Below are 21,210 nucleotides of genomic sequence, written 5' to 3' on the forward strand. Positions count from 1 at the left end.
AAAGGCCCCTCAGTCCCATTCCAGGCCGCCGCGCCGCCATACGTACGCGTACGCGACGAAGACGGTGAGCACGAAGAGCAGCATCTCGACGAGCCCGAAGACACCCAGGGCGTCGAAGGTGACGGCCCAGGGGTAGAGGAAGACGATCTCGATGTCGAAGACGATGAAGAGCATCGCCGTCAGGTAGTACTTGATGGGGAAACGCCCGCCGCCGGCCGGCGTGGGGGTCGGCTCGATCCCGCACTCGTAGGCCTCGAGCTTGGCCCGGTTGTACCGCTTCGGACCGATCAGCGTGGCCATGACCACGGAGAAGATCGCAAAGCCTGCCCCGAGGGCTCCCAGTACGAGGATGGGCGCATACGCGTTCACCGCTCCTCGCTCCTCTCAGTCGGCACTGACTGCTGGCGATGGCATCGGGCCCACGTCCGTCCCACGAGTCCGCAACCCCCGCTCGTCCCGGCGAAGATCGCGAACATGTGAAGCAGGTCACAAGCCCAACTGACTCGCATCCTATGCCTGCCGCTCTGTGATCTGCGACACGGGGTATTGCACAAGCTTTGTGATCTCCACCACCTGATGAAGGATCATGAAGTCGGACGGGCCGCGATCTTCGTACGAGATGCATCCGACTGGTCACGAGAGGTGACATTTCCGCCCGTCGGCGCAGGCGGGGCAGGTCGTCTCCATATCAAGAGGCTTCCCGTGCATGCAAATTGGTGCTGGACGCGGGCGCTTGATAGTGCGCCGCGTTCACATCTCAGGGGGAGAAGTCGTGCAGGTGTGAACGTGTGCGCGCGTTCACGAGCGGAGCCGGGTCGTGACCCGTCCGCAATCCGCCCGTGATCTCCGCGCGGGACGCGGTCGCGCTTGCCATCGTTGCGTGACCTCCGTCACACCCGTCACGGCCGCCGGAGAAGGAGGCTTGGCCACCGACCGCAACTGGTGGTAAGCGCGGGGCAATTCGGGCGTAACGACGAAAGCCCATGATCACAGGCTTGATCATGTGCGTCCGCATTGTCCGTTACGGCGTCAGGAAAGAGCGACACGCCCGACGTTCGGGGCCCCATTGAACAACTGTGGCGCACCACACGTTTCTTGAAGGTATGGAGGAGCCCCTGATACCGGTTGTTCTCATGTCCCACACCGCTCACATACGCAGCCACCGGAAACCCCGCCGCAGCGCGTCGAAAGTCGCGATGCGGGCCGGAGTTGCCGGTGGCGTCCTCAGCACCCTGGCAGTGGCCGGGGCGTCCGGTTCGGCGAACGCCGCCGAGCCGGTGACGCAGACCCTCGAACTGCCCGCTCTGACGGCCGACCTGGCTGCCCAGGTCGCCGAGTCCGCCGACGCCACCCAGCAGGCGGCGGCGAACTACCAGCTGCAGGCCGAGCGTGACGCGGCCGCCGCAAAGGCCGCGAAGCAGGCCAAGGCGGACCTCGCCGAGGCGAAGAAGAAGGCCGAGGCCGAGAAGAAGGCCGCCCAGGAGGCAGCCCGCAAGGCCGCTGCCGAGCGTGCGACCCGCAACAGCGAGCGGACCACCCTGTCCGCCTCGGCGGACGTCGAGACGTCCGTCAGCACGTCCAGCAGCTCGTCCAGCAGCTCGTCCACGGCCACCGGCTCGGCCGCCGCGGTCATCGCCTTCGTCCGGGCACAGGTCGGTGACGCCTACGTCTCCGGCGGCACCGGTCCCAACTCATGGGACTGCTCCGGCCTCGTCCAGACCGCCTTCAAGCAGGTCGGCATCGACCTGCCCCGTATCTCGCAGGACCAGTCGACCGCCGGTACCCAGGTCTCGCTGAGCAACCTGCAGCCGGGCGACATCCTGTACTGGGGCGGCGCGGGCAGCGCGTACCACGTGGGCGTGTACGTCGGTGACGGCATGTTCGTCGGCGCGCAGAACCCGTCCACGGGTGTCGCCGAGAAGCCGCTGTCGTACGACCCGCCGACCGGCGCGGTGCGGGTGCTCTGACACACGGGCACACCGCCGCACGGAAGGGGCCGCAGCCACTCGGGGGCAGCGGCCCCTCCGTCCTGCCCGCGGACATCCTGCCCGCAGACCTGTCCCACGTCGTCTGTCCCACGTCGCCTGTCCCGCGTCGGACGTATGGGGTGGCCCGGGTGCGGCCGGCCGAGGGGGGCGGGTCCGCACATGTCCGGAATCCGCCCCGCCCGCCGGGCCGCCTCACGCCTTCGGCGCCACCTTGCTCAGCCCGTTGATGATGCGGTCCATCGCGTCGCCGCCCGTCGGGTCGGTCAGGTTGGCGAGCATCTTGAGCGTGAACTTCATCAGCATGGGGTGCGTCAGGCCGCGCTGGGCCGCGATCTTCATGACCTTCGGGTTGCCGATGAGCTTCACGAAGGCGCGGCCCAGGGTGTAGTAGCCGCCGTAGGTGTCCTTGAGGATGCGCGGATAGCGCTGGAGGGCCATCTCGCGCTGGGCGGGCGTGGCACGGGCGTGGGCCTGGACGATGACCTCGGCGGCGATCTGGCCGGACTCCATGGCGTAGGCGATGCCCTCACCGTTGAAGGGATTGACCAGCCCGCCGGCGTCGCCGACGAGGAGCAGGCCCTTCGTGTAGTGCGGCTGGCGGTTGAAGGCCATGGGCAGGGCGGCGCCGCGGATGGGGCAGGTCATGTTGTCCGGGGTGTAGCCCCAGTCCTCCGGCATCGACGCGCACCAGGCCTTCAGGACCTCACGCCAGTCCAGCTCCTTGAAGGAGGCGGAGGTGTTGAGCACGCCCAGGCCGACGTTCGACGTGCCGTCGCCCATGCCGAAGATCCAGCCGTAGCCCGGCAGCAGACGGTCCTCGGCCCCGCGCCGGTCCCACAGTTCCAGCCAGGACTCCAGGTAGTCGTCCTCGTGGCGCGGCGAGGTGAAGTACGTGCGCACGGCCACGCCCATCGGGCGGTCCTCACGGCGGTGCAGGCCCATCGCCAGCGAGAGCCGGGTCGAGTTGCCGTCGGCGGCGACGACCAGCGGCGCGTGGAAGGTGACCTCCCGCTTCTCCCCGGTGTCGCCGAGTCTGGCGTGCACGCCGGTGATGCGGCCCGTGCGGTCGTCGAGGACGGGGGCGCCCACGTTGCAGCGCTCGTACAGCCGGGCGCCCGCCTTCTGCGCCTGGCGGGCGAGTTGCTCGTCGAAGTCGTCGCGCTTGCGGACGAGGCCGTAGTCCGGGAAGGACGCGAGGTCCGGCCAGTCCAGCTGGAGACGCACCCCGCCGCCGATGATCCGCAGGCCCTTGTTGCGCAGCCAGCCGGCCTCCTCGGAGACGTCGATGCCCATCGACACGAGCTGCTTGACGGCGCGAGGGGTGAGGCCGTCGCCGCAGACCTTCTCGCGCGGGAACTCGGTCTTCTCCAGCAGGAGTACGTCGAGTCCGGCCCTGGCGAGGTGGTACGCGGTGGTGGAGCCGGCTGGCCCCGCGCCGACGACGATCACATCGGCGGTGTTTTCGGAGAGGGGCTCGGTCACGGCGGGATCTCCCCCAGTTCGAAATCTGCGTGCCGACCGGCACTGGACACGGGCAGTCTATTCAGCACAATTGATCAACCGGCTGAAGGGCTGCCCCCCGTGAACCGAGCTCTGCCCGTCATACGGCTGCGCGTCCCCACCGACGAGGACGCCGTGGCCTGGCACCGGACCTTCGCACACCCGGACGTCATGGAGTTCCACGGCGGCACCGTCGCGGAGTTGTCGGTCTACGAGGAGCTCACCGCCCGCCAGCGCCGGCACGACGCCGAGCGGGGGTATTGCCTGTGGACGATGCTCGACGGGTCCGGTCAGGTCCTCGGCTTCACCGGGGCCCAGCCGTGGGAGCGGGACTGGGGACCGACGGGCGAGATCGAGATCGGCTGGCGGCTGGGGCGGGAGCAGTGGGGCCGGGGATACGCCACCACGGCCGCGCAGATGACGCTGGAGCGGCTGCGCGCGGCGGGCGTTCCGCACGTGGTCGCGATGGTCGACGCCCACAACGCCCGGTCCGTCGCGGTGACCCGGCGCCTGGGCATGCGGCTCGCCGAGGTGTTCCGGACGCCGGTGTCGCAGCGCGAGGCGCACTGCTACCGGCTCGACCTCTGACCCCGGGCGGTCACTGACCGTATGCGACTGCTGCGGAAAGGCACCTGACGCTTCCGGGCGCCACCCGGCCGGGGTTACCCTGCGGCTACCGCTGGGGGTGACGTCTGTGCGCACAACGCCCGAACCGCCCGAGGTGCGCGTACCGAAGCTGGTCGGTCCGATGGCCGTGGACGCGCGCGAGGCGGCCGAGGCGGGCGGCGTCCTGCTCGCCGCGCCCGACCGGCCCGACTTCCGCCGCACGGTCGTCGACCACGTCGTACGGCAGTACCCGCCGCCCGGGGCCGAGATCGCGCGCGGGGCCGTGGTCAGTCACCGTGTGGTTCGAGTTCGGCGAGGGGGAGGGCGGCAAAGGCGCGGACGTGCACGAACCGCGCCTGCCCGGTCCGGGCGGCGGCGGCATGCGACGGGAACTGGACGAGCCGGGAGACCCCTGCGCCGTGGCCGGGTCGGGCGCCCCCTGAAGCCGTTTCCGGCCGGCCGGGCCCCGCGCGGCCTTCACCGGCCGGGCCCCGCGCGCCCGCGAACCGAGCCGCGTCGGCCGGACGGACGGGGCCGGTCACACCGGCCGACGCGCCGAAGCCCTGCCGTCCAGCCCGCCCGCGGGGGCGGCCGACGCACTCAGCTCTGCTTGAAGCCCCGGTGCAGGGCCACCACCCCGCCGGTCAGGTTGCGCCAGGCCACCTTCGACCAGCCGGCCTTTCCCAGGCGCTCGGCCAGGGCGGGCTGGTCGGGCCAGGCGCGGATGGACTCGGCGAGGTAGACGTACGCGTCGGGGTTGGAGGAGACCGCGCGGGCGACCGGGGGCAGCGCGCGCATCAGGTACTCGGTGTAGACCGTGCGGAAGGGCGCCCAGGTCGGCTGTGAGAACTCGCAGATCACGACCCGGCCGCCGGGCTTGGTCACCCGGTACATCTCGCGCAGCGCGGCGTCCGTGTCGTGCACGTTGCGCAGCCCGAAGGAGATGGTGACCGCGTCGAAGACGTCGTCCCGGAACGGCAGCCGCGTCGCGTCGCCCGCCGTGAACGGCAGCCAGGTGTGCTTCCGCTTGCCGACCTGGAGCATGCCGAGGGAGAAGTCGCAGGGCACGACGTAGGCGCCGGTGCGGGCGAAGGGCAGGGAGGACGTGGCCGTGCCGGCGGCCAGGTCCAGGACCTTCTGGGCGGGGCGGGCGTCGACGGCGGCGGCCACCTCCCTGCGCCACACCCGGTCCTGGCCGAGCGACAGCACGTCGTTGGTCAGGTCGTACCGTTCCGCGACGTCGTCGAACATCGAGGCGACTTCGTGCGGCTGCTTGTTCAGGGAAGCGCGGGTCACGGGCCCATTGTTGCAGTACGTCCCCGGGCTTCCCGGCTCAGGGGAGCAGGCGCGGCCGCTTCTTCGCGGCCACGTCCTCCACCCAGCCGCACAGCAGGACGGACACCGCGATCAGGATCCAGCCGACGCCGAACATGAACCACTGGCTCTCCAGCGGCAGGTACGCCTCGAAGGCCGGCACCTTCCAGAACTGGTCGATCAGCGGGACCGCCAGGATCAGCGCGATCTGGTGCCAGAGGTAGATCGTCACGGCCCGCGCGTTGAACACCGTGACGATCCGGTCGAGGCGGCGGAAGCGGGCGAGCCCGGCGAAGTCGACGCGGAAGCGGGCCTTGGCCCACATCAGCAGCATGACGAACCCGGCCGACCAGAAGGCCTGCGCGAGGGGAATCTCGTCGAGGTCGTACGTACCGGACTCGGCCTGGTGGGACAGGGCGTACCAGCCGCCGTAGCCGAGCGCGGCGAGCGAGAGCACGACCACGACGGCCGGTTTCATCCGCTGGAGGACGCCGTCGCGGTGGGCGAAGCCGAGGATCCAGCAGAAGAGGTACGTCGACAGGTCCCACAGCGCGATGCCGAACCGGTTGTCCGGGCCCGGCCAGAGGAAGGTCAGGACCAGGATCGGGGCGAGGGACAGGAGCAGCACCGGGACCGGGGCGAGCCGGAACAGCCGCAGCAGGAGCGGGGAGAGCAGGACGAACCAGAGGTACGTCCTCAGGTACCAGAGGATCTCCCAGGCCTGGGTGCCCCACGCGTTGCCCGGCGGGTCGCCGAGCGGCACGATCCAGTAGACGATCTGCCAGCCCGGCATCCAGCCGTGGATCAGCATCGCGACGACCACGAAGACGCCCCAGAACCAGAACGGGGGCAGGAGCCGGCGGAGCCGGCTCCTCACCACCGTGTGCGCGGGACGCTCCAGGGACTTCGCCATCAGGGTCCCGGCCAGGCCGAACATGATGCCCATGGAGGGGAAGACGAGGCCGGCCCAGGCCCAGCCGAAGGTGTGGTAGGCGACGACCCGCACGAGCGCCACGGCCCGCAGGGTGTCGAAGTACCGGTCGCGGCCCGCGGGCCTCACCCGCGGCGGCGGAGCCGTGTCCGCGACGGGAGCCGGCCGCACCGCCCCCTTGCTGTGCGCCCCCATCAGCTCGCGCCCGCGGGAGTGCCGACCTCGCCCGTCCGCTTCAGCTTCTGCCAGCGCAGCCGGCCGCCGGTGAGGGCGGTGATGCAGGAGTGGATGAGGACGAGGTACATCATCTGGCGGTAGGCCAGCTGTTGCAGCGGCATCATCAGCAGGTAGCGGTACTTCTCGCGGTCGAGGCGGAAGGCGTATGCCGCGCAGGCCAGCTGGACGCCCAGCACCGCGCACCACGCCAGCAGGGCCGCCTCGAAGTCGACGAAGATCATCGAGTAGACGGTGAACACGTCGATCAGCGGGGCGAAGACCGGCGTGACGATCTGGAAGATCACCACCAGTGGCATGCCGACCCGGCCGAAGCGGCCCGAGGGGCCCGTGTCGGTCAGGGACTTGCGGTGCTTCCACAGCGCCTGCATCGTGCCGTAGGACCAGCGGTAGCGCTGCGACCACAGCTGCTTGAGGGAGCCCGGCGCCTCGGTCCAGGCGCGCGCGTGCTCCTGGTAGACGACCCGCCAGCCCTGCCGGTGCATGGCGATGGTGATGTCGGTGTCCTCGGCGAGGGTGTCCTCGCTCATCCCGCCGGCCTGGAGCACCGCCTCACGGCGGAACGCGCCGATCGCGCCGGGGATGGTCGGCATGCAGCGCAGCAGGTCGTACATCCGGCGGTCGAGGTTGAAGCCCATCACGTACTCGATGTGCTGCCAGGCACCGATGACCGTGTCGCGGTTGCCGACCTTGGCGTTGCCGGCGACCGCGCCCACCGCGGGGTCGGCGAACGGCTGCACCAGCCGGCGTACGGTGTCCGCCTCGAACACCGTGTCGCCGTCCATCATCACGACGATGTCGTGGCGCGCGCTGCGCACCCCGTTGTTGAGGGCGGCCGGCTTGCCCGCGTTCTCCTGGCGGATGACGCGGACGTTCGTCATGCCGAGCGAGGCGGCCGCGTCGCGCGCGATCTCGGACGTGCCGTCCGTCGAGCCGTCGTCCACGACGATGACCTCGATCGGGTGGGTGCTCAGCGCCAGCGACTTGAGGGTGTTGGCGATGCACTCCTTCTCGTTGTACGCCGGGACGATCACGCTCACCGGCCGGGTGACCGGCTCCCCCCAGCTGAACCGGCGTCTGTTGCGCTGCCGGTGGTGGCGGCGGGCGAGGATCACCATCATCCCGAAGCGGCCCAGGACCGCCACGCCGACCACGGCCAGTCCGACCGACAGCGTGGGCACCGCCCACTCGGCGACGGCGACGGCCATGACGAGGGCCTTGCCCTCGTAGAGGGTCGCGCCGGTGGCCTCGCGGTGCGCGGCCTGGAGCGGGGAGACGGCCGAGCCGCCGAGACCGCCGGCGGGCTGCTCCCCGGGGACAGGAACGGCGGACTGCTCCCCAGCCGCCTGCCCGCCGGTCCCGTTCGCGTCCGCGCTCCCGTTCCCGCTCCCGTTCCCGCTCGCGCTCCCGTTCGCGCTCGTGTCCGCCTGCCGCATGACCCCGCTGATGGTGGTGAAGGTGTACCCCTTCGCCTTCATCTTCTTGATGTACGTCGGCAGCGCCTCGACCGTCTGCTCGCGGTCGCCGCCCGCGTCGTGCATGAGGACCGACGCGCCCGTGGTCCCCTTCGGGGTGGCCCACTTGACGATGTTCGAGACGCCCGGCTTCTTCCAGTCGTCGCTGTCGGTGTCGACGAAGACGCTGGTGTAGCCGTCGGCGCCGAGCGCCTTGTAGACGGGCCAGCTGTAGTTGTCGATGGCGTCCGTCTGCGAGGAGTAGGGCGCCCGGAACAGCGTGGTCGTGATGCCGGCCGCGCCCGCCAGCGCGAGCTGGGTCTGGGTCATCTCGCGCCTGATCCGGGCGTCGCTCTGATAGGACAGGTCGACGTGGGTGAACGTGTGGATGCCCACCTCGTTGCCCTGCTCGACCATGTCCTGCACGATGTCCGGGTAGCGCGAGACCATCGACCCGACCAGGAAGAACGTGGCGGGGACGTCGTACTTCTCCAGGATCTTCAGGATGTCGGGCGTGTACGTCGGGTTCGGGCCGTCGTCGAAGGTGAGCGCGATCGTCTTGTCCGGGACGGAGATCGTGGTCGCCTGGCCGCTCCGGAAGGAGATGATCGGCCCGCCGTTGAGGATCTTGTCCGGCACCTTGCCGGCGCTGGCTCCGTCGCGCACTCGCTGGTCACCGCCGACCTCGGCGCGCAGATAGCCGTCCAGCAGCATGACGCTGGTCAGGGCGAGCAGGAGCAGCAGGGCGAGGATGACGCGCGGCTTCTGGAGCGCCGCGGCCCTGCCCGCCGCCCGTTCGATCCGGGAGGGGGCCCGCCTGCGGCGGCGCGAGGGGGGCGTCGTCGGGTTCATGAGGCCGCCGAGGCGGTGGGCGGCGCCGTGGGCAGCGCCGACGGGGTGCCGCTGGGGCGGACGGCCGGGTCGCCGACGCCGCCCAGCGGCTGGTAGCCGGCGGGGCCGCCGCCGCCCGGTCCGCCACCGCTTCCGCCGCCGAAGGGGACCAGCGAGGAGGGGTTGGCCGAGATGCCGATGCCCATGAACGCCATGCCGAGCACGACCGCGTACCCGAGACAGACGACACCGACGAGGAGACCGATCCGGCGCAGCAGCTTGGACCGGCGACCGGAGTTGTCAACGAACACGGGTCCCTCGACGGACCCGCTGCCGCGTTTGCGGCGGCGGCCGCGCTGAACGGCGGCGCGGTTTTCGATGGCAGGCTCGGAATGCATTCCCCGGATATTAGGGACTCTTTATGTGGCACAAACTCGGGCTTTCTTGTGAGAGGCCCATGAGAAACTCCCCAACCTGTCCTTCTCCTGAGAGATTCCAGGAAAGCCCGCACGACCCGGGGCCGAGGGAAAGGGGCTGAATGCCCGAATAGAACAGACTCTGCGCACCTTTTGACCGCTTCTGTCTGTGCGGTTTCCATGGGGTCGCTGTTCCCGCGCGGCACGTCCGCGTGTGAGACATTTCCACTCCGGAAACACTTTTTGTTTCCGTCCTGAGACAGAAATCACGAGAGAGGGTGTACACGCCATGCGGAGTCTCCTGAAGCCGGCGTCCGGGCTCGCCTGCCTGTTCCTGCTGGCCACCGCGGGCTGCTCCGCGGAGTCCGACGACACATCGGACGCGACCCCCGAGGCCTCCCGGCGGACGACCGCGTCCCCGGGCGAGGAGGCGTCCGCGGCCACCGCGTACGCCCCCTACGTCAGCGCCACGGAGGCGTCCGACCTCGACTCCACGGGCTCCCCCACGACCTACAACCTGGCCTTCGTGATCTCCGACGGCAGCGCCTGCACCCCGAAGTGGAACGGCACCACGGCCATCGGCGACACGTCGGTGGCGTCCCGGATCGCGCGGCTGAAGGAGGACGGCGCCACGGTCCGCGTCTCCTTCGGCGGGGCCTCGGGCGAGGAGCTGGCGGCGACCTGCGACAGCGCGGCCGAGCTGGCCGAGGCGTACGGGGAGGCACTGGACGCGGCCGGCTCCACCCGGGCCGACTTCGACATCGAGGGCGACGAACTGACCGACTCCGGCTCGGTGGACCTGCGCTCCGAGGCCATCGCCGCGTTGCAGGAGGAACGCGCCGGCCTCCAGGTCTCCTTCACCCTCCCGGTCATGCCCTCCGGCCTCGACGCCGACAGCCTCGCCCTCCTGGAGTCGGCCAACGCGCACGACGTACAGGTCTCCACCGTCAACCTCATGACGATGAACTACGGCGAGTCGTACGACGGCGACATGGGTGACTACGCCCTCACCTCCGCGAAGGCCGCCCACACCCAGCTCAAGGACGTGTTCGGGCTGTCCGGCGCGGACGCCTGGCGGGGCATGGCGCTCACCTCGATGGTCGGTGTCAACGACGTCGACGGCGAGACGTTCACCCTCTCCGACGCGGCCCAGGTGAGGAGGTTCGCCGAGGAGAAGGCGGTGGCCTGGGTGTCGATGTGGTCGACGTTCCGGGACCAGCAGTGCGAGGACGATGACTCCGCGTCCGACGATCCGTCCACCAACTGCAGTGGGGTGAGGCAGAGTTCGGGCGCGTTCGCGAAGGCGTTCGCGGGCTGAGCGGGCCGGGGCGTCACCGGCGCCGGTACACCAGGCGCCCGTCCGCCACCGTGGCCACGCACGTGCTCGCGCCGCGTTCCGCCAGCTCGGCCTCGTCCCGGACGTCGAACAGGGCGAACCGCGCGGCGGAGCCCCGTTCCCTCGGGGGCGCGAACTGCACCGGGAGGCCCGAGGCGCAGGGGTCGAGCGCGGGCGCCCCGCCGGGACGCCCGAGGCGGCCCACCACCGCGAGACCGGAGCGCCGCACGACGTCCCGCACCGCCCGGCTGCGCAGGTCCTCGCAGGCCGCCGCGACCGTGCCGTGCGCCAGCATCCGCTGCACCCCGCGCCGGGCACTCGCGCCCCGACGGGCCTCGTCCTCGAGGAGTGCCGCCGCCGCGTCCCCGGTGAGCGGCTCGATGCCCAGCTCGGCGGCCTCCCGCGGATCGGGGTGGTAGGTCTGCTCCAGCAGCTCCGTGCCGTGCGGGTTGACGAGTCCCGGCGTGAGGATGCCGGGCCACTCGCGCACCCGTGCCCCCGGGTGCGCGGCCACGAGCTCCGCCAGCGTCCCGGCGCCGGCGATCCACGCGCCCTCGACGACGAGCGCCCGCCCCCGCGCATCCGCGTGGATCGTCAGCACGGCGGCCCTAGTTGGACGCGAGCAGCTTCAGTTCGGGATGAGCCGTGCCGCCCTCGATCGCCGTGGACGAGATGTGGGACATCACCCGCTCGTCGACGGGGTCGTTCGCCGGGTCGTCGTGGACGACGAGGTGCTCGTACGTCGTCGCGCGCTGCGCCGGGACCCGTCCCGCCTTGCGGATCAGGTCGATGATCTCCATCCGGTTGGAGCGGTGCCTGGCACCGGCCGAGGAGACCACGTTCTCCTCCAGCATGATCGAGCCGAGGTCGTCGGCGCCGTAGTGCAGGGACAGCTGGCCGACCTCCTTGCCGGTGGTCAGCCACGAGCCCTGGATGTGGGCGATGTTGTCCATGAACAGCCGCGCGACGGCGATCATCCGCAGATACTCGAAGAGCGTCGCCTGCGTGCGGCCCTTGAGGTGGTTGTTCTCGGGCTGGTAGGTGTACGGGATGAAGGCACGGAAGCCGCCGGTGCGGTCCTGCACGTCACGGATCATGCGCAGGTGCTCGATGCGCTCGGCGTTGGTCTCGCCGGTGCCCATCAGCATGGTGGACGTGGACTCCACGCCCAGCCGGTGGGCGGCCTCCATGATCTCCAGCCAGCGCTCGCCGGACTCCTTCAGCGGCGCGATGGCCTTGCGCGGACGGGCCGGCAGCAGCTCGGCGCCGGCGCCCGCGAAGGAGTCGAGACCGGCGGCGTGGATGCGCTGGATCGCCTCCTCCACGCTCACCCGGGAGATCCGGGCCATGTGCTCGACCTCGCTCGCCCCCAGGCTGTGGATGACCAGCTGCGGGAAGGCCTGCTTGATGGCGGAGAAGTGCTTCTCGTAGTACTCGACGCCGTAGTCGGGGTGGTGGCCGCCCTGGAACATGATCTGCGTCCCGCCGAGCTCGACGGTCTCCGCGCAGCGGCGCAGGATGTCGTCCAGGTCGCGGGTCCAGCCCTTGGCGGTGTCCTTCGGCGGCGCGTAGAAGGCGCAGAACTTGCACGCCGTGACGCACACGTTGGTGTAGTTGATGTTCCGCTCGATGATGTACGTGGCGATGTGCTCGGTGCCCGCGTACCGGCGGCGGCGTACGGCGTCGGCGGCGGCGCCCAGCGCGTGCAGCGGGGCGTCGCGGTAGAGGTCGAGAGCCTCCTCGGGGGTGATCCGTCCGCCGTCGGCGGCACGGTCGAGCACAGACTGGAGGTCGGCCTTCTCGGTCACCGAAGCGTCCCTTTCGTCAAGGGTTGTGGACAGACCGAACCAGCCTACGCCAGGCCTGTTCCGGGAAAGACGTCAGGCCGCGTACGCACCGATCAGCAGTCCGGCGTACGCGCCCGCGAGCAGGAACGGCCCGAACGGGATGGCGGTCCTGCGGCCCGCGCGCCGCGCGACGACGAGGGCACCGGCGTACAGGACCCCGAACAGGAATCCGGCGAAGGTGCCCAGCATGACCGTCGGCCAGCCGTACCAGCCCAGCAGCGCGCCCGTCCCGAGCGCCAGCTTCACATCGCCGAAGCCCATGCCGCCGGGGTTGACGATCCACAGCACGAAGTAGCCGCCGCCGAGGGCCGGGGCGCCGAGCAGCGCGCTCCCCCAGTCCCCCGCGTGCTCCGGCACCAGCGCGGCCAGGCCGAGCAGCAGCAGCGCGGCGAGCGCGAGCGGCAGGGTCAGCACGTCGGGCAGCCGCCGCACCCGGAGGTCGACGGCGGCCAGCAGCACCCCGGCCGGCGCGAGCAGCAGCCAGACGACGACTTCGGGCCGTGGGCCGGTGGCGGCGGCGAGGCCGGCGCAGAGCAGGGCGGTGACGAGGGAGACGAGGGGGGTGCCGGGACCGTAGGCGGGCCGCGGTACGACGGTTCCGGCGTCGCGCGCGGCGACGGCCCCGCCCGCGCACTGCGGGCACCGCGCCCGCCCGATCCACCCCCGCGCCGGCCCCCGGAGCGGATGCCCGCCGGGGCACAGCCGGCGCCAGTGCTCCTCCTGCGGGACGGAGAACCGGTAGGCCGCGCGCGGGACCAGCGTCCCCGCCGCCGCACCCCACAGCGCGGCGAGGGCGATCAGCAGGCCGGTCATCCCGGGAGGTCCTTCATCCGACCTTCGACAGCCGTGCCCCGGGCCGCCCCGAACCCTCGCTGTCCGACTGGTAGTCGAGGTCGTCACCGACCGGCGTGAGGCGGACCGTGTGCGCGGCCTGGTTGCACACACTGCGGTTCGACTCGGCTCCGACGGCGGACGCGACGACCTGTTTTCCGGTCACCTGCTTGACGGTCAGGACGTCGTCGCAGACGCCGCCGAGCACGTCCGTGTGCCGGAGCGTGCCCAGTTCCCCGCCCACGGCGGCCCGGTGGACGGTCAGCCGGAAGGTGCCCATGGGCAGCGTGCCGTCGAGGGCGGCGGCCTGGCCCTCCCAGGTGCCGAGGTAGGCGGCGGGGACGGCGGCCGGGCCGCCCGGGGCCGTGTCCTGGCCCGTGCTGGTCGAGGCGCTCGGCGCCGGGGAGTACGCGCCGTCGTCGTCGGAGGCGCTCGGATCGTCACGGCCGTCGCCCGGCAGCAGGTCGGACAGGAACACCGACCCCAGGGTCACCGCCGCCATCGCCCCCGCGACCGCCAGCGCCACCGTGCAGCTCAGCCGGCGTCCCCGGGTACCGGGCCCGGTCTGCGAGGTCGCCGAGACGGAGACGGAGAGCCGGCCGGGGCCACGGCGGTCGGCGGACTCGGCGGGAGCGGCGGGAGCGGCGGGAGCGGCGGCGGGCTCGGTACCGGGCGGGCCCGCATGCGGACGCCGGTCGCGGGGCTCCGGGACGGGGACCGGCAGCACCCGGGGAGCCGGCGCACTCGGCGTCCCCGACCCGGCCATCACCGGCGGCGGCCCGAACTCCCCGAGCCCGGCGGCCGCCACCGAGGGGCTGCTGAACCCCACCGGCCCCGAGGGCGCCTCCCGCCCGCCCTGTCCCGCGTCCAGGTTCAGCAGCGACACGGCGCTCCGGCTCACCTGCTCCACCAGCGCCCCCGGCAGCCATCCGCCCGCCACCAGCCGGGCCGCCCCCTCGGGGGCCAGGCGCCGGGCCAGCTCGCCGGGGGTGGGCCGGGCGTCCGGGTCCTTGGCCAGGCACGCCGCCACCAGCTCGCGCGGCTCCCCGTCCAGCGGGCCGAGTTCGGGTTCCTCGTGGACGACCTTGTAGAGCAGGGCGGCCGAGGAGTCACCGGGGAAGGGGGCCGCGCCGGTCGCCGCGTACGCGAGCACCGCGCCCAGGGAGAAGACGTCCGCCGCTCCTGTCGCGCCCTTGCCCAGGATCTGTTCGGGAGACATGTAGCCGGGCGAGCCGATGGAGACGCCGGTGGAGGTCAGGGACGCCGTTCCGTCGGTGGCCCGCGCGATGCCGAAGTCGATCAGCAGGGGGCCGTCGAGGGTCAGCAGGACGTTGGACGGCTTCACGTCCCGGTGCACCAGCCCCAGGTCGTGCACCGCCGCCAGCGCTTCCGCGAGGCCCGCGCCCAGGGCTCGTACCGTGGGCGCCGGCAGCGGGCCGCCGTCCGTGACCGCGACCGACAGGGACGGGCCCGCCGCGTACCCCGTGGCCACCCACGGCACCGGCGCCTCGGGGTCCGCGTCCAGGACCGGCGCGGTCCAGGCGCCGCCGACCCGCCGGGCCGCCTCGACCTCGCGGCGGAAGCGGGCGCGGAACTCCTCGTCCAGCGCGAAGTGCGGGTGCACGATCTTGACCGCGACCGTGCGGCCACCGGCGCTGCGGCCGAGGTAGACCCGGCCCATACCGCCGGAGCCGAGCCGGCCGAGCAGCCGGTAGGGCCCCACGGTGGTGGGTTCGTCGATCCCGAGCGGCTGCATGGCGCCCCCTCCCCCGCGTCCCCCGCGCTCCCCGCGCTGCCCCATGTGGCTAGCCAGCAGCGTAGTGGGCCGGGGCGCCGGGATCACGGCTGCAGCAGATCGACCTTCACGTCCGCCGGGAAGCCGGTGGTGGGGCCGACGCGGCGGGCGAACTCCGCGACCGCCTCCAGCTGGGGCGCGCCGAAGCGGAAGTCGAGGGTGGTGAAGTACCGCTCCAGGACCTCCTCGTCGAAGTCCTCCCAGCGGGCCGCCTGCTCGGCGACCTTGCCGACCTCCTCCAGGGAGAGGTTGCGGGAGGCGAGGAAGGCCTCGTGGACCGTGCGGGTGATGACCGGCTCGCGCTCCAGGTAGTCGCGGCGGGCCGCCCACACCGCGAAGACGAAGGGCAGGCCGGTCCACTCCTTCCACAGCGCACCGAGGTCGTGCACTTCGAGGCCGTGCTTCGGCCCGTCGACCAGGTTCGCCCGCAGTGCCGCGTCTCCGATGAGTACGGCCGCCTCCGCCTCCTGCATCATCAGGCTGAGGTCGGGCGGGCAGGTGTAGTAGTCGGGCCGGACGCCGTAGCGGTCGGACAGCAGCAGCTGCGCCAGGCGTACGGAGGTGCGCGAGGTGGAGCCGAGGGCGACCCGGGCTCCGTCCAGCTCCTCCAGCGGGACCTGCGAGACGATCACACAGGACATCACCGGGCCGTCGCAGCCGACGGCGATGTCCGGGAAGGCGACCAGGCCGTCCGCGTTCCTGAGGAACTCGACGAGGGTGACGGGACCGATGTCGAGGTCCCCGCGCACCAGCTGCTCGCTCAGCTTCTCCGGCGTGTCCTTGGTGAGCTCGAAGTCGAGCAGCGTGCCGGTTCTCGCGAGCCCCCAGTACAGGGGCAGGCAGTTCAGGAACTGGATGTGGCCGACGCGCGGCCGGGTGCGAGAAATGTCCACATCGCGAGACTAGCTCCACTGGAGTAGGCTCCGGAGTCCACCCCCGAGGTCAACCTCCGCTCGGCCCTTCAAACATCCGGGTGACGTGATCTTGGCCTCTATCGCTTTCGGCTGCCCGCATGCTAGGCTCGCCGCAAGTTGCAGTTTGGTTTCCCTTGCAGTACAGAGCCTGCGGAGCATGTGACCGCGGGCTCCAGTCGTTTTCAGACGTATGCAGTTGTGCGGCATCTTGTTTTCACACTTGCAGGGTTCTGGAGCAGGGCAACCCTTTGGGCCCAAGGAGGGCTTATGGCTACCGGAACCGTGAAGTGGTTCAACGCCGAAAAGGGCTTTGGTTTCATCGCCCAAGAAGGCGGCGGCCCCGATGTCTTCGTCCACTACTCCGCGATCAACGCGAGCGGCTTCCGCTCGCTGGAGGAGAACCAGCAGGTTTCCTTCGACGTGACCCAGGGCCCGAAGGGCCCGCAGGCGGAGAACGTCACCCCTGTCTGAGTTCATGAGCCCGAAGCTCTGATCCGGAACCGACCGCAGTACCCAAGGAGCCCCGCGCCGCAAGGCGGCGGGGCTCCTGCCTTTCCCCGGGCCCGCTCCGGCGGTCGCGCCGGCACCGGCCCGTTGTCGGTGCGGGCCGATAGGGTCCGCGGCCATGACCGACATGGACTTCCTGAGCAGCACCCAGGTGTTCTACGACGCCATCGCCGAGGACTACGCCGCACTCTTCCGCGACCCGCTCACGGCCAGGCCGCTGGACCGGGCGATCCTCACCGCGTACGCGGAACTGGTGGCCGCGGGGACGGTCGCCGACCTGGGCTGCGGCCCCGGCCGGGTGACCGCCTACCTCGCCGCGCTGGGGCTGGACGTCTACGGCCTCGACCTGTCGGAGTCGATGCTGGCGATCGCCCGCCGGGAGAACCCGGGGCTGCGGTTCGAGCAGGGCTCGATGCTGGAGCTGGACCTTCCGGACGGGGCGCTGGGCGGGGTCGTCTCCTATTACTCCTCCATCCACACCCCGGTGGACCGGCTGCCCGCTCTCTTCGCCGAGTTCCACCGGGTGCTGGCCCCGGGCGGTCCGCTGCTCGTCGCCTTCCAGGTCGGGGACGAGCCCCGGCGCCATGAACGGCCCTTCGGCCACCCGGTCACGCTCGACTTCCAGCGGCGGCAGCCCGACCATGTCGCCGGCCTGCTGACGGCGGCCGGGTTCACCCTCGACTCCCGGACGGTACGGGCTCCGGACGAGGCACTCGGGGAGCCGACCCCGCAGGCGTTCCTGATCGCCCGCCGCCCCGCCTGAGCCCGGCCCGGTCCCCGGCCGGCGAGGCCGCCGGGGACCGGGCCGGCACCGTGTACGGCTCGGTGTCAGAGGGTTCCCGCCAGGTCCCGGGCCGCGATGTACCCGAACGTCATCGCCGGGCCGATCGTCGAGCCCGCGCCGGCGTAGCTGTGGCCCATCACGGCGGCGCTGGCGTTGCCTGCGGCGTACAGGCCGGGGATGACCGAGCCGTCGGGGCGCAGGACGCGGGCGCGGGCGTCGGTGCGCAGGCCGCCCTTGGTGCCGAGGTCGCCGGGGACGATCCGGAAGGCGTGGTACGGGGGCAGCCACAGGGGCGCCAGGCAGGAGTTCGGGCGGACGGCCGGGTCCGTGTAGTAGTGGTCGTACGCGCTGTCGCCGCGCCCGAAGTCGGTGTCGTCGCCCTTGGCCGCGAGGGAGTTGAAGCGGTCCACGGTGGTCCGCAGGGCGGGCCCGGGGACGCCGATGGCGGTGGCCAGGGCGTCGAGGGTCCAGGCCTGGTGGGCGGCGCCGGAGGTGTACCAGTCGTCCGGGAACGGGAAGGCCGGCGCCACGTCCTTGAAGAGGTAGCGGTTGCGGTAGTTCTGGTCGGTGATCAGCCAGGCCGGGATGTCGGGGTCGGTCGGGTTCCGCTCGTACATGGTGTGGACGACGTCGCCGTAGGGCGCGGCCTCGTTGACGAACCGGCGGCCGGCCGCGTTGACCAGCAGGCCGCCGGGGAGGGTGCGCTCGGCGAGGCAGAACCAGGGCTGGCCGGGGAGCGGGATCGCCGGGCCCCACCAGGCGTCGTCCATCAGGTCGAGGGCGGCGCCGAGGCTCGCGCCGGCGCGGATGCCGTCGCCGGTGTTCTCCTTGGCGCCGACGGTCCAGTCGGTGCCGATGGGCTGTCGCTGGTACCGGGCCCGCATGGCGGCGTTGTGCTCGAAGCCGCCGGAGCCGACGATCACCCCGCGCCGGGCGCGGACCAGGCCGGGGACACCGTCACGGGTGACCACGGCCCCGGTGACGGCGCCGCTCTCGACGTACAGCTCGGTGAGCGGGGTGCCGAGCCAGACCGGGACCCCGGCGGTGCGCAGCCCTATACGCAGGCCCGCGGCGAGCGACTGGCCCATGGTGAGCGGCTTCTGTCCCAGCGCGGCGGCCTTCGTGCCGCGGGCCAGGCACTCGGCGGCGACGGCGGCGCCCCTCGCGCTCACGGCGGCCAGGGCGAGCCACTTGTAGTCGGCGCTGAAGACGACCAGACCGGCGGGGACGTCCAGGTAGGGCGGGTTGAGGCGGGCGAGTTCGGCGCCGAGGAGGGTGCCGTCGAGCTGGTCGGGCTCGATGGAGCGGCCGTTCGCCAGACCGCCGGGGAGCTCGGGGTAGTAGTCGCTGTACCCCTCCATCCAGCGGAACGCAGCGGGCTGTGGGCCATGACGAAGGAGATCATCACCGGGCCGTGGGCGAGGAAGGCGCGCTGCCGGTCGGCGGGGACGTCCGGGCCGACGACGGCGGCGAGGTAGGCGGCGGCCTTGGCGGGGGTGTCGGGGACGCCGGCCGCGAGGATCACCGGGTTGTTCGGGACCCAGATCCCGGCGCCGGACCGGGCGGCCGAGCCGCCGAAGGTGGCCGCCTTCTCGACGACGACACAGCTCAGCCCCTGCCGGGCGGCGGTCAGCGCGGCGGTCAGGCCGGCGGCGCCGGACCCGATGACGACGACGTCGTACGTCCCGAGCGGGGGCAGGCCGGCGGCGTGGGCGCTGTGCCGCACCCCCGCCGCGACCGCGAGCCCGGCACCGGCCGCCCCCGCCAGCAGGCGTCTTCGGGACGGTGGTTCGCTGCGTCCTGCGGAGTCCGTGCTCGTGGTCATGGCAACTCCAGCCCACCGGGAACGAATGCGGGGACGGGAATGTCGCGCGGGGACCTTGGGAAGTCAAGGGCCGGCAGGGCTTCCCCTGCCTCTCGTCGAGTTCCCTACTTCTTCCCTACTTCTCGTACAGCCCCTCGACCGCGTCGGTGAAGTCCCGCAGCACCGTCTCCCGGCGCAGCTTCATCGACGGGGTGAGGTGGCCGGCCTCCTCCGTGAAGTCGGTGGGCAGGACGGTGAAGCGGCGGATGGACTCGGGGCGGGAGACGAGTTTGTTGGCCTCGTCGACGGCGCGTTGCAGGATGCCGCGCAACTCCTCGTCGTCGACCAGGAGTTCGGCGGGGACCGGGTGCTTGCCGTTCATCCGGCGCCAGTGCGAGACGCCCGCCATGTCCAGGGTGATCAGGGCGGAGATGTAGGGGCGGCGGTCGCCGAGGACCATGCAGTGGGAGATCAGGGGGTGGGAGCGCAGGTAGTTCTCCAGCGGGGCGGGGGCCACGTTCTTGCCGCCCGCGGTGATGAGGATCTCCTTCTTGCGGCCGGTGATCGTCAGATAGCCCTCGTCGTCGAGGCGGCCGATGTCACCCGTGGGGAACCAGTCGTCGGCCGACGCGGGGATCACTCCCCCGCCGTACGGGTCCCAGTAGCCGCGGAACACCTGGCCGCCGCTGAGCAGGATCTCGCCGTCCGACGCGATGCGGATCCTCGTCCCGGGCAGGGGCCAGCCGACGGTGCCGAGGCGGGGCTTGAGCGGGGGCGTGCACGTGGCCGCGCCGGTCGACTCGGTCAGGCCGTAGCCCTCGTAGATCTCCATGCCCGCGCCCGCGTAGAACGCGGCGAGCCGGCGGCCGAGGGGTGAGCCGCCGCAGATGATGTGGCGGACCCTGCCGCCCATGGCGTTGCGGATACGGCGGTAGACGAGGGAGTCGTAGAAGGCGCGGGACGTCTTCAGGGCGGCGCCGGGGCCGGAGCCGGTGCCGGACTGGCGGGCCTCCATCGCCTCGCCGTAGCGGATCGCCACGTTCGTCGCGCGGTCGAAGGCGCTCGCCCGGCCGCCGCTCTCCGCCTTGGCGCAGGCGCTGTTGAAGACCTTCTCCAGCATGTACGGGATGGCCAGCAGGAACGTCGGCCGGAACTCGCCGAGTTCGGCCACCAGGTCCTCCGCCTTCAGGCTCGGCGCGTGGCCCAGCCGGACCCGCGCGCGGACACAGGCGATCGCCACCATGCGGCCGAAGACGTGGGACATGGGGAGGAAGAGGAGGGTGGCGAGTTCCTCGTCCGACTTCGACCTGAAGACGGGGTGCAGGAGTTCGATCGCGTTGTCCACCTCGGCGAGGAAGTTGCCGTGCGTCAGGACGCAGCCCTTGGGGCGGCCGGTGGTGCCCGAGGTGTAGACGACGGTGGCGAGCGTGTCCGGGCCCAGCATCCCGCGCCGTACGGCGACCTCCTGGTCCGGGACCGGATCGCCGAGTTCCGCCAGGCGCTCCAGATGGTCCTTCTCGATGATCCACAGGTGGCGCAGGTCGGGCAGCCGGCTGAGTTCCGGGCCCAGCGCGGAGGCCTGGCCCACGTGCTCCGTCACCAGGGCCACCGCGCCGGAGTCCTGGAGGATCCACCGGGTCTGGAAGACCGAGGAGGTGGGGTAGATCGGCACGGTGACCAGGCCGGCGGCCCACGCGGCGAAGTCGAGGAGCGTCCACTCGTAGATCGTCCGGGCCATGACGGCGATCCGGTCGCCGGGCATGAGCCCCTCCGCGATCATGCCCTTCGCCAACTTCAGGACCTGGTCCGCGAACTGAGCCGCCGTCACATGCGTCCATGTCCCGTCCGGCGAGCGGCGGCTGAGCACCCGGTCCTCGGGCGCCGCGTCCGCGTTGTCGAAGGGCAGGTCCGCCAGGGAGCCGTGGGTCACCGGCGGGGCGATCGGCGGCACGGACACCTCCCGCACCTCTCCGTCCAGCCGCCGGATCTCCGGTTCCACCAGCACGGGCGCGCCGTCGTAGTCGTGGCCGGACGAGTAGGTCGGGGAGGACATGGGCAGCTCCTGAGGCGTGCGGCTCGGTTCCGCTCTGCTGCGTGTGGTACGCGCGGGACGTACCG

The 21,210-nt window shown here is 71.7% G+C and carries 19 protein-coding genes and 1 pseudogene; 6 read left to right on the top strand and 14 right to left on the bottom strand.

Annotation, left to right across the window (positions count from 1 at the left end; all coding sequences use genetic code 11):
• Nucleotides 1-9 precede the first annotated feature (9 nt).
• Entirely contained in the window at nucleotides 10-369 is a 360-nt protein-coding gene (locus tag ACWD0J_RS10690; protein WP_007383963.1) for an NADH-quinone oxidoreductase subunit A, read from the bottom strand.
• 764 nt (nucleotides 370-1,133) lie between these two features.
• On the opposite strand from ACWD0J_RS10690, the gene ACWD0J_RS10695 reads away from it, so the two are divergent.
• A complete protein-coding gene (locus tag ACWD0J_RS10695; RefSeq protein ID WP_451495409.1) occupies nucleotides 1,134-1,967 on the top strand; it encodes a C40 family peptidase in 834 nt (277 codons plus the stop codon).
• Nucleotides 1,968-2,180: 213 nt separating this feature from the next.
• On the opposite strand, the gene ACWD0J_RS10700 is transcribed toward ACWD0J_RS10695, so the two are convergent.
• On the bottom strand, nucleotides 2,181-3,470 hold the full coding sequence (locus ACWD0J_RS10700; protein ID WP_451495410.1) for a geranylgeranyl reductase family protein: 1,290 nt from the start codon (nucleotides 3,468-3,470) through the stop codon (nucleotides 2,181-2,183).
• 99 nt (nucleotides 3,471-3,569) lie between these two features.
• Here ACWD0J_RS10700 and ACWD0J_RS10705 point away from each other — a divergent pair, with 99 nt between their 5' ends.
• Together ACWD0J_RS10705 and ACWD0J_RS10710 are read left to right on the top strand one after the other, a co-directional pair.
• Nucleotides 3,570-4,076, top strand: coding sequence for a GNAT family N-acetyltransferase (locus tag ACWD0J_RS10705; RefSeq protein WP_451495411.1), 507 nt, complete (start codon nucleotides 3,570-3,572; stop codon nucleotides 4,074-4,076).
• Nucleotides 4,077-4,236: 160 nt separating this feature from the next.
• Nucleotides 4,237-4,537, top strand: a pseudogene (locus tag ACWD0J_RS10710) (PASTA domain-containing protein).
• Between the two features lie 157 nt (nucleotides 4,538-4,694).
• Here ACWD0J_RS10710 and ACWD0J_RS10715 read toward each other — a convergent pair.
• From ACWD0J_RS10715 to ACWD0J_RS10730, 4 genes are read right to left on the bottom strand one after another with little or no spacing between them, the layout of a single operon-like run.
• On the bottom strand, nucleotides 4,695-5,390 hold the full coding sequence (locus ACWD0J_RS10715; protein ID WP_451495412.1) for a demethylmenaquinone methyltransferase: 696 nt from the start codon (nucleotides 5,388-5,390) through the stop codon (nucleotides 4,695-4,697).
• Nucleotides 5,391-5,427: 37 nt separating this feature from the next.
• A complete protein-coding gene (locus ACWD0J_RS10720; protein WP_451495413.1) occupies nucleotides 5,428-6,534 on the bottom strand; it encodes an acyltransferase family protein in 1,107 nt (368 codons plus the stop codon).
• Complete coding sequence (locus tag ACWD0J_RS10725) at nucleotides 6,534-8,879, bottom strand: bifunctional polysaccharide deacetylase/glycosyltransferase family 2 protein (protein WP_451495414.1); 2,346 nt, start codon at nucleotides 8,877-8,879, stop codon at nucleotides 6,534-6,536. Before ACWD0J_RS10725 ends, ACWD0J_RS10720 begins: the two co-directional genes overlap by 1 nt.
• Nucleotides 8,876-9,256, bottom strand: a complete 381-nt coding sequence (locus ACWD0J_RS10730) for a hypothetical protein (protein WP_451495415.1) — start codon at nucleotides 9,254-9,256, stop codon at nucleotides 8,876-8,878. Before ACWD0J_RS10730 ends, ACWD0J_RS10725 begins: the two co-directional genes overlap by 4 nt.
• 307 nt (nucleotides 9,257-9,563) lie before the next feature.
• On the opposite strand from ACWD0J_RS10730, the gene ACWD0J_RS10735 reads away from it, so the two are divergent.
• The gene (locus ACWD0J_RS10735; RefSeq protein WP_451495416.1) at nucleotides 9,564-10,592 is read left to right on the top strand and encodes a chitinase; all 1,029 of its coding nucleotides are present in this window, start codon (nucleotides 9,564-9,566) and stop codon (nucleotides 10,590-10,592) included.
• 13 nt (nucleotides 10,593-10,605) lie between these two features.
• Here the strand turns inward: ACWD0J_RS10735 and ACWD0J_RS10740 are convergent, their stop codons facing one another.
• The 5 genes from ACWD0J_RS10740 to ACWD0J_RS10760 all read right to left on the bottom strand — a co-directional run bounded on the left by ACWD0J_RS10740 (nucleotide 10,606) and on the right by ACWD0J_RS10760 (nucleotide 15,976).
• A complete protein-coding gene (locus ACWD0J_RS10740) occupies nucleotides 10,606-11,211 on the bottom strand; it encodes a hypothetical protein (RefSeq protein WP_451495417.1) in 606 nt (201 codons plus the stop codon).
• Nucleotides 11,212-11,218: 7 nt separating this feature from the next.
• Nucleotides 11,219-12,418, bottom strand: coding sequence for a cyclic dehypoxanthinyl futalosine synthase (gene mqnC, locus ACWD0J_RS10745; protein WP_451495418.1), 1,200 nt, complete (start codon nucleotides 12,416-12,418; stop codon nucleotides 11,219-11,221).
• 72 nt (nucleotides 12,419-12,490) lie between these two features.
• Nucleotides 12,491-13,270, bottom strand: coding sequence for a prepilin peptidase (locus ACWD0J_RS10750; protein WP_451495419.1), 780 nt, complete (start codon nucleotides 13,268-13,270; stop codon nucleotides 12,491-12,493).
• Nucleotides 13,271-13,283: 13 nt separating this feature from the next.
• The gene (locus ACWD0J_RS10755; protein ID WP_451495420.1) at nucleotides 13,284-15,044 is read right to left on the bottom strand and encodes a protein kinase domain-containing protein; all 1,761 of its coding nucleotides are present in this window, start codon (nucleotides 15,042-15,044) and stop codon (nucleotides 13,284-13,286) included.
• A gap of 83 nt (nucleotides 15,045-15,127) precedes the next feature.
• Entirely contained in the window at nucleotides 15,128-15,976 is an 849-nt protein-coding gene (locus ACWD0J_RS10760) for a menaquinone biosynthetic enzyme MqnA/MqnD family protein (protein WP_451495421.1), read from the bottom strand.
• A gap of 288 nt (nucleotides 15,977-16,264) precedes the next feature.
• Between ACWD0J_RS10760 and ACWD0J_RS10765 the strand changes: the two genes are divergently transcribed.
• Entirely contained in the window at nucleotides 16,265-16,468 is a 204-nt protein-coding gene (locus ACWD0J_RS10765) for a cold-shock protein (protein ID WP_003992177.1), read from the top strand.
• A 154-nt stretch (nucleotides 16,469-16,622) separates the two neighbouring features.
• Nucleotides 16,623-17,267: a class I SAM-dependent methyltransferase gene (locus tag ACWD0J_RS10770; protein ID WP_451495422.1), complete on the top strand. Its 645-nt coding sequence runs from the start codon at nucleotides 16,623-16,625 to the stop codon at nucleotides 17,265-17,267.
• A gap of 65 nt (nucleotides 17,268-17,332) precedes the next feature.
• Here ACWD0J_RS10770 and ACWD0J_RS10775 read toward each other — a convergent pair whose 3' ends face one another.
• The 3 genes from ACWD0J_RS10775 to ACWD0J_RS10785 all read right to left on the bottom strand — a co-directional run bounded on the left by ACWD0J_RS10775 (nucleotide 17,333) and on the right by ACWD0J_RS10785 (nucleotide 21,145).
• Nucleotides 17,333-18,523: an FAD-binding protein gene (locus ACWD0J_RS10775; protein WP_451495465.1), complete on the bottom strand. Its 1,191-nt coding sequence runs from the start codon at nucleotides 18,521-18,523 to the stop codon at nucleotides 17,333-17,335.
• Entirely contained in the window at nucleotides 18,457-19,113 is a 657-nt protein-coding gene (locus ACWD0J_RS10780; RefSeq protein ID WP_451495423.1) for an FAD-dependent oxidoreductase, read from the bottom strand. The genes ACWD0J_RS10775 and ACWD0J_RS10780 overlap by 67 nt, the downstream gene beginning before the upstream one ends.
• Nucleotides 19,114-19,228: 115 nt before the next feature.
• Complete coding sequence (locus tag ACWD0J_RS10785; RefSeq protein ID WP_451495424.1) at nucleotides 19,229-21,145, bottom strand: AMP-dependent synthetase/ligase; 1,917 nt, start codon at nucleotides 21,143-21,145, stop codon at nucleotides 19,229-19,231.
• Nucleotides 21,146-21,210: the final 65 nt, after the last annotated feature.

The sequence above is a fragment of the Streptomyces sp. NPDC003011 genome (assembly GCF_053591515.1).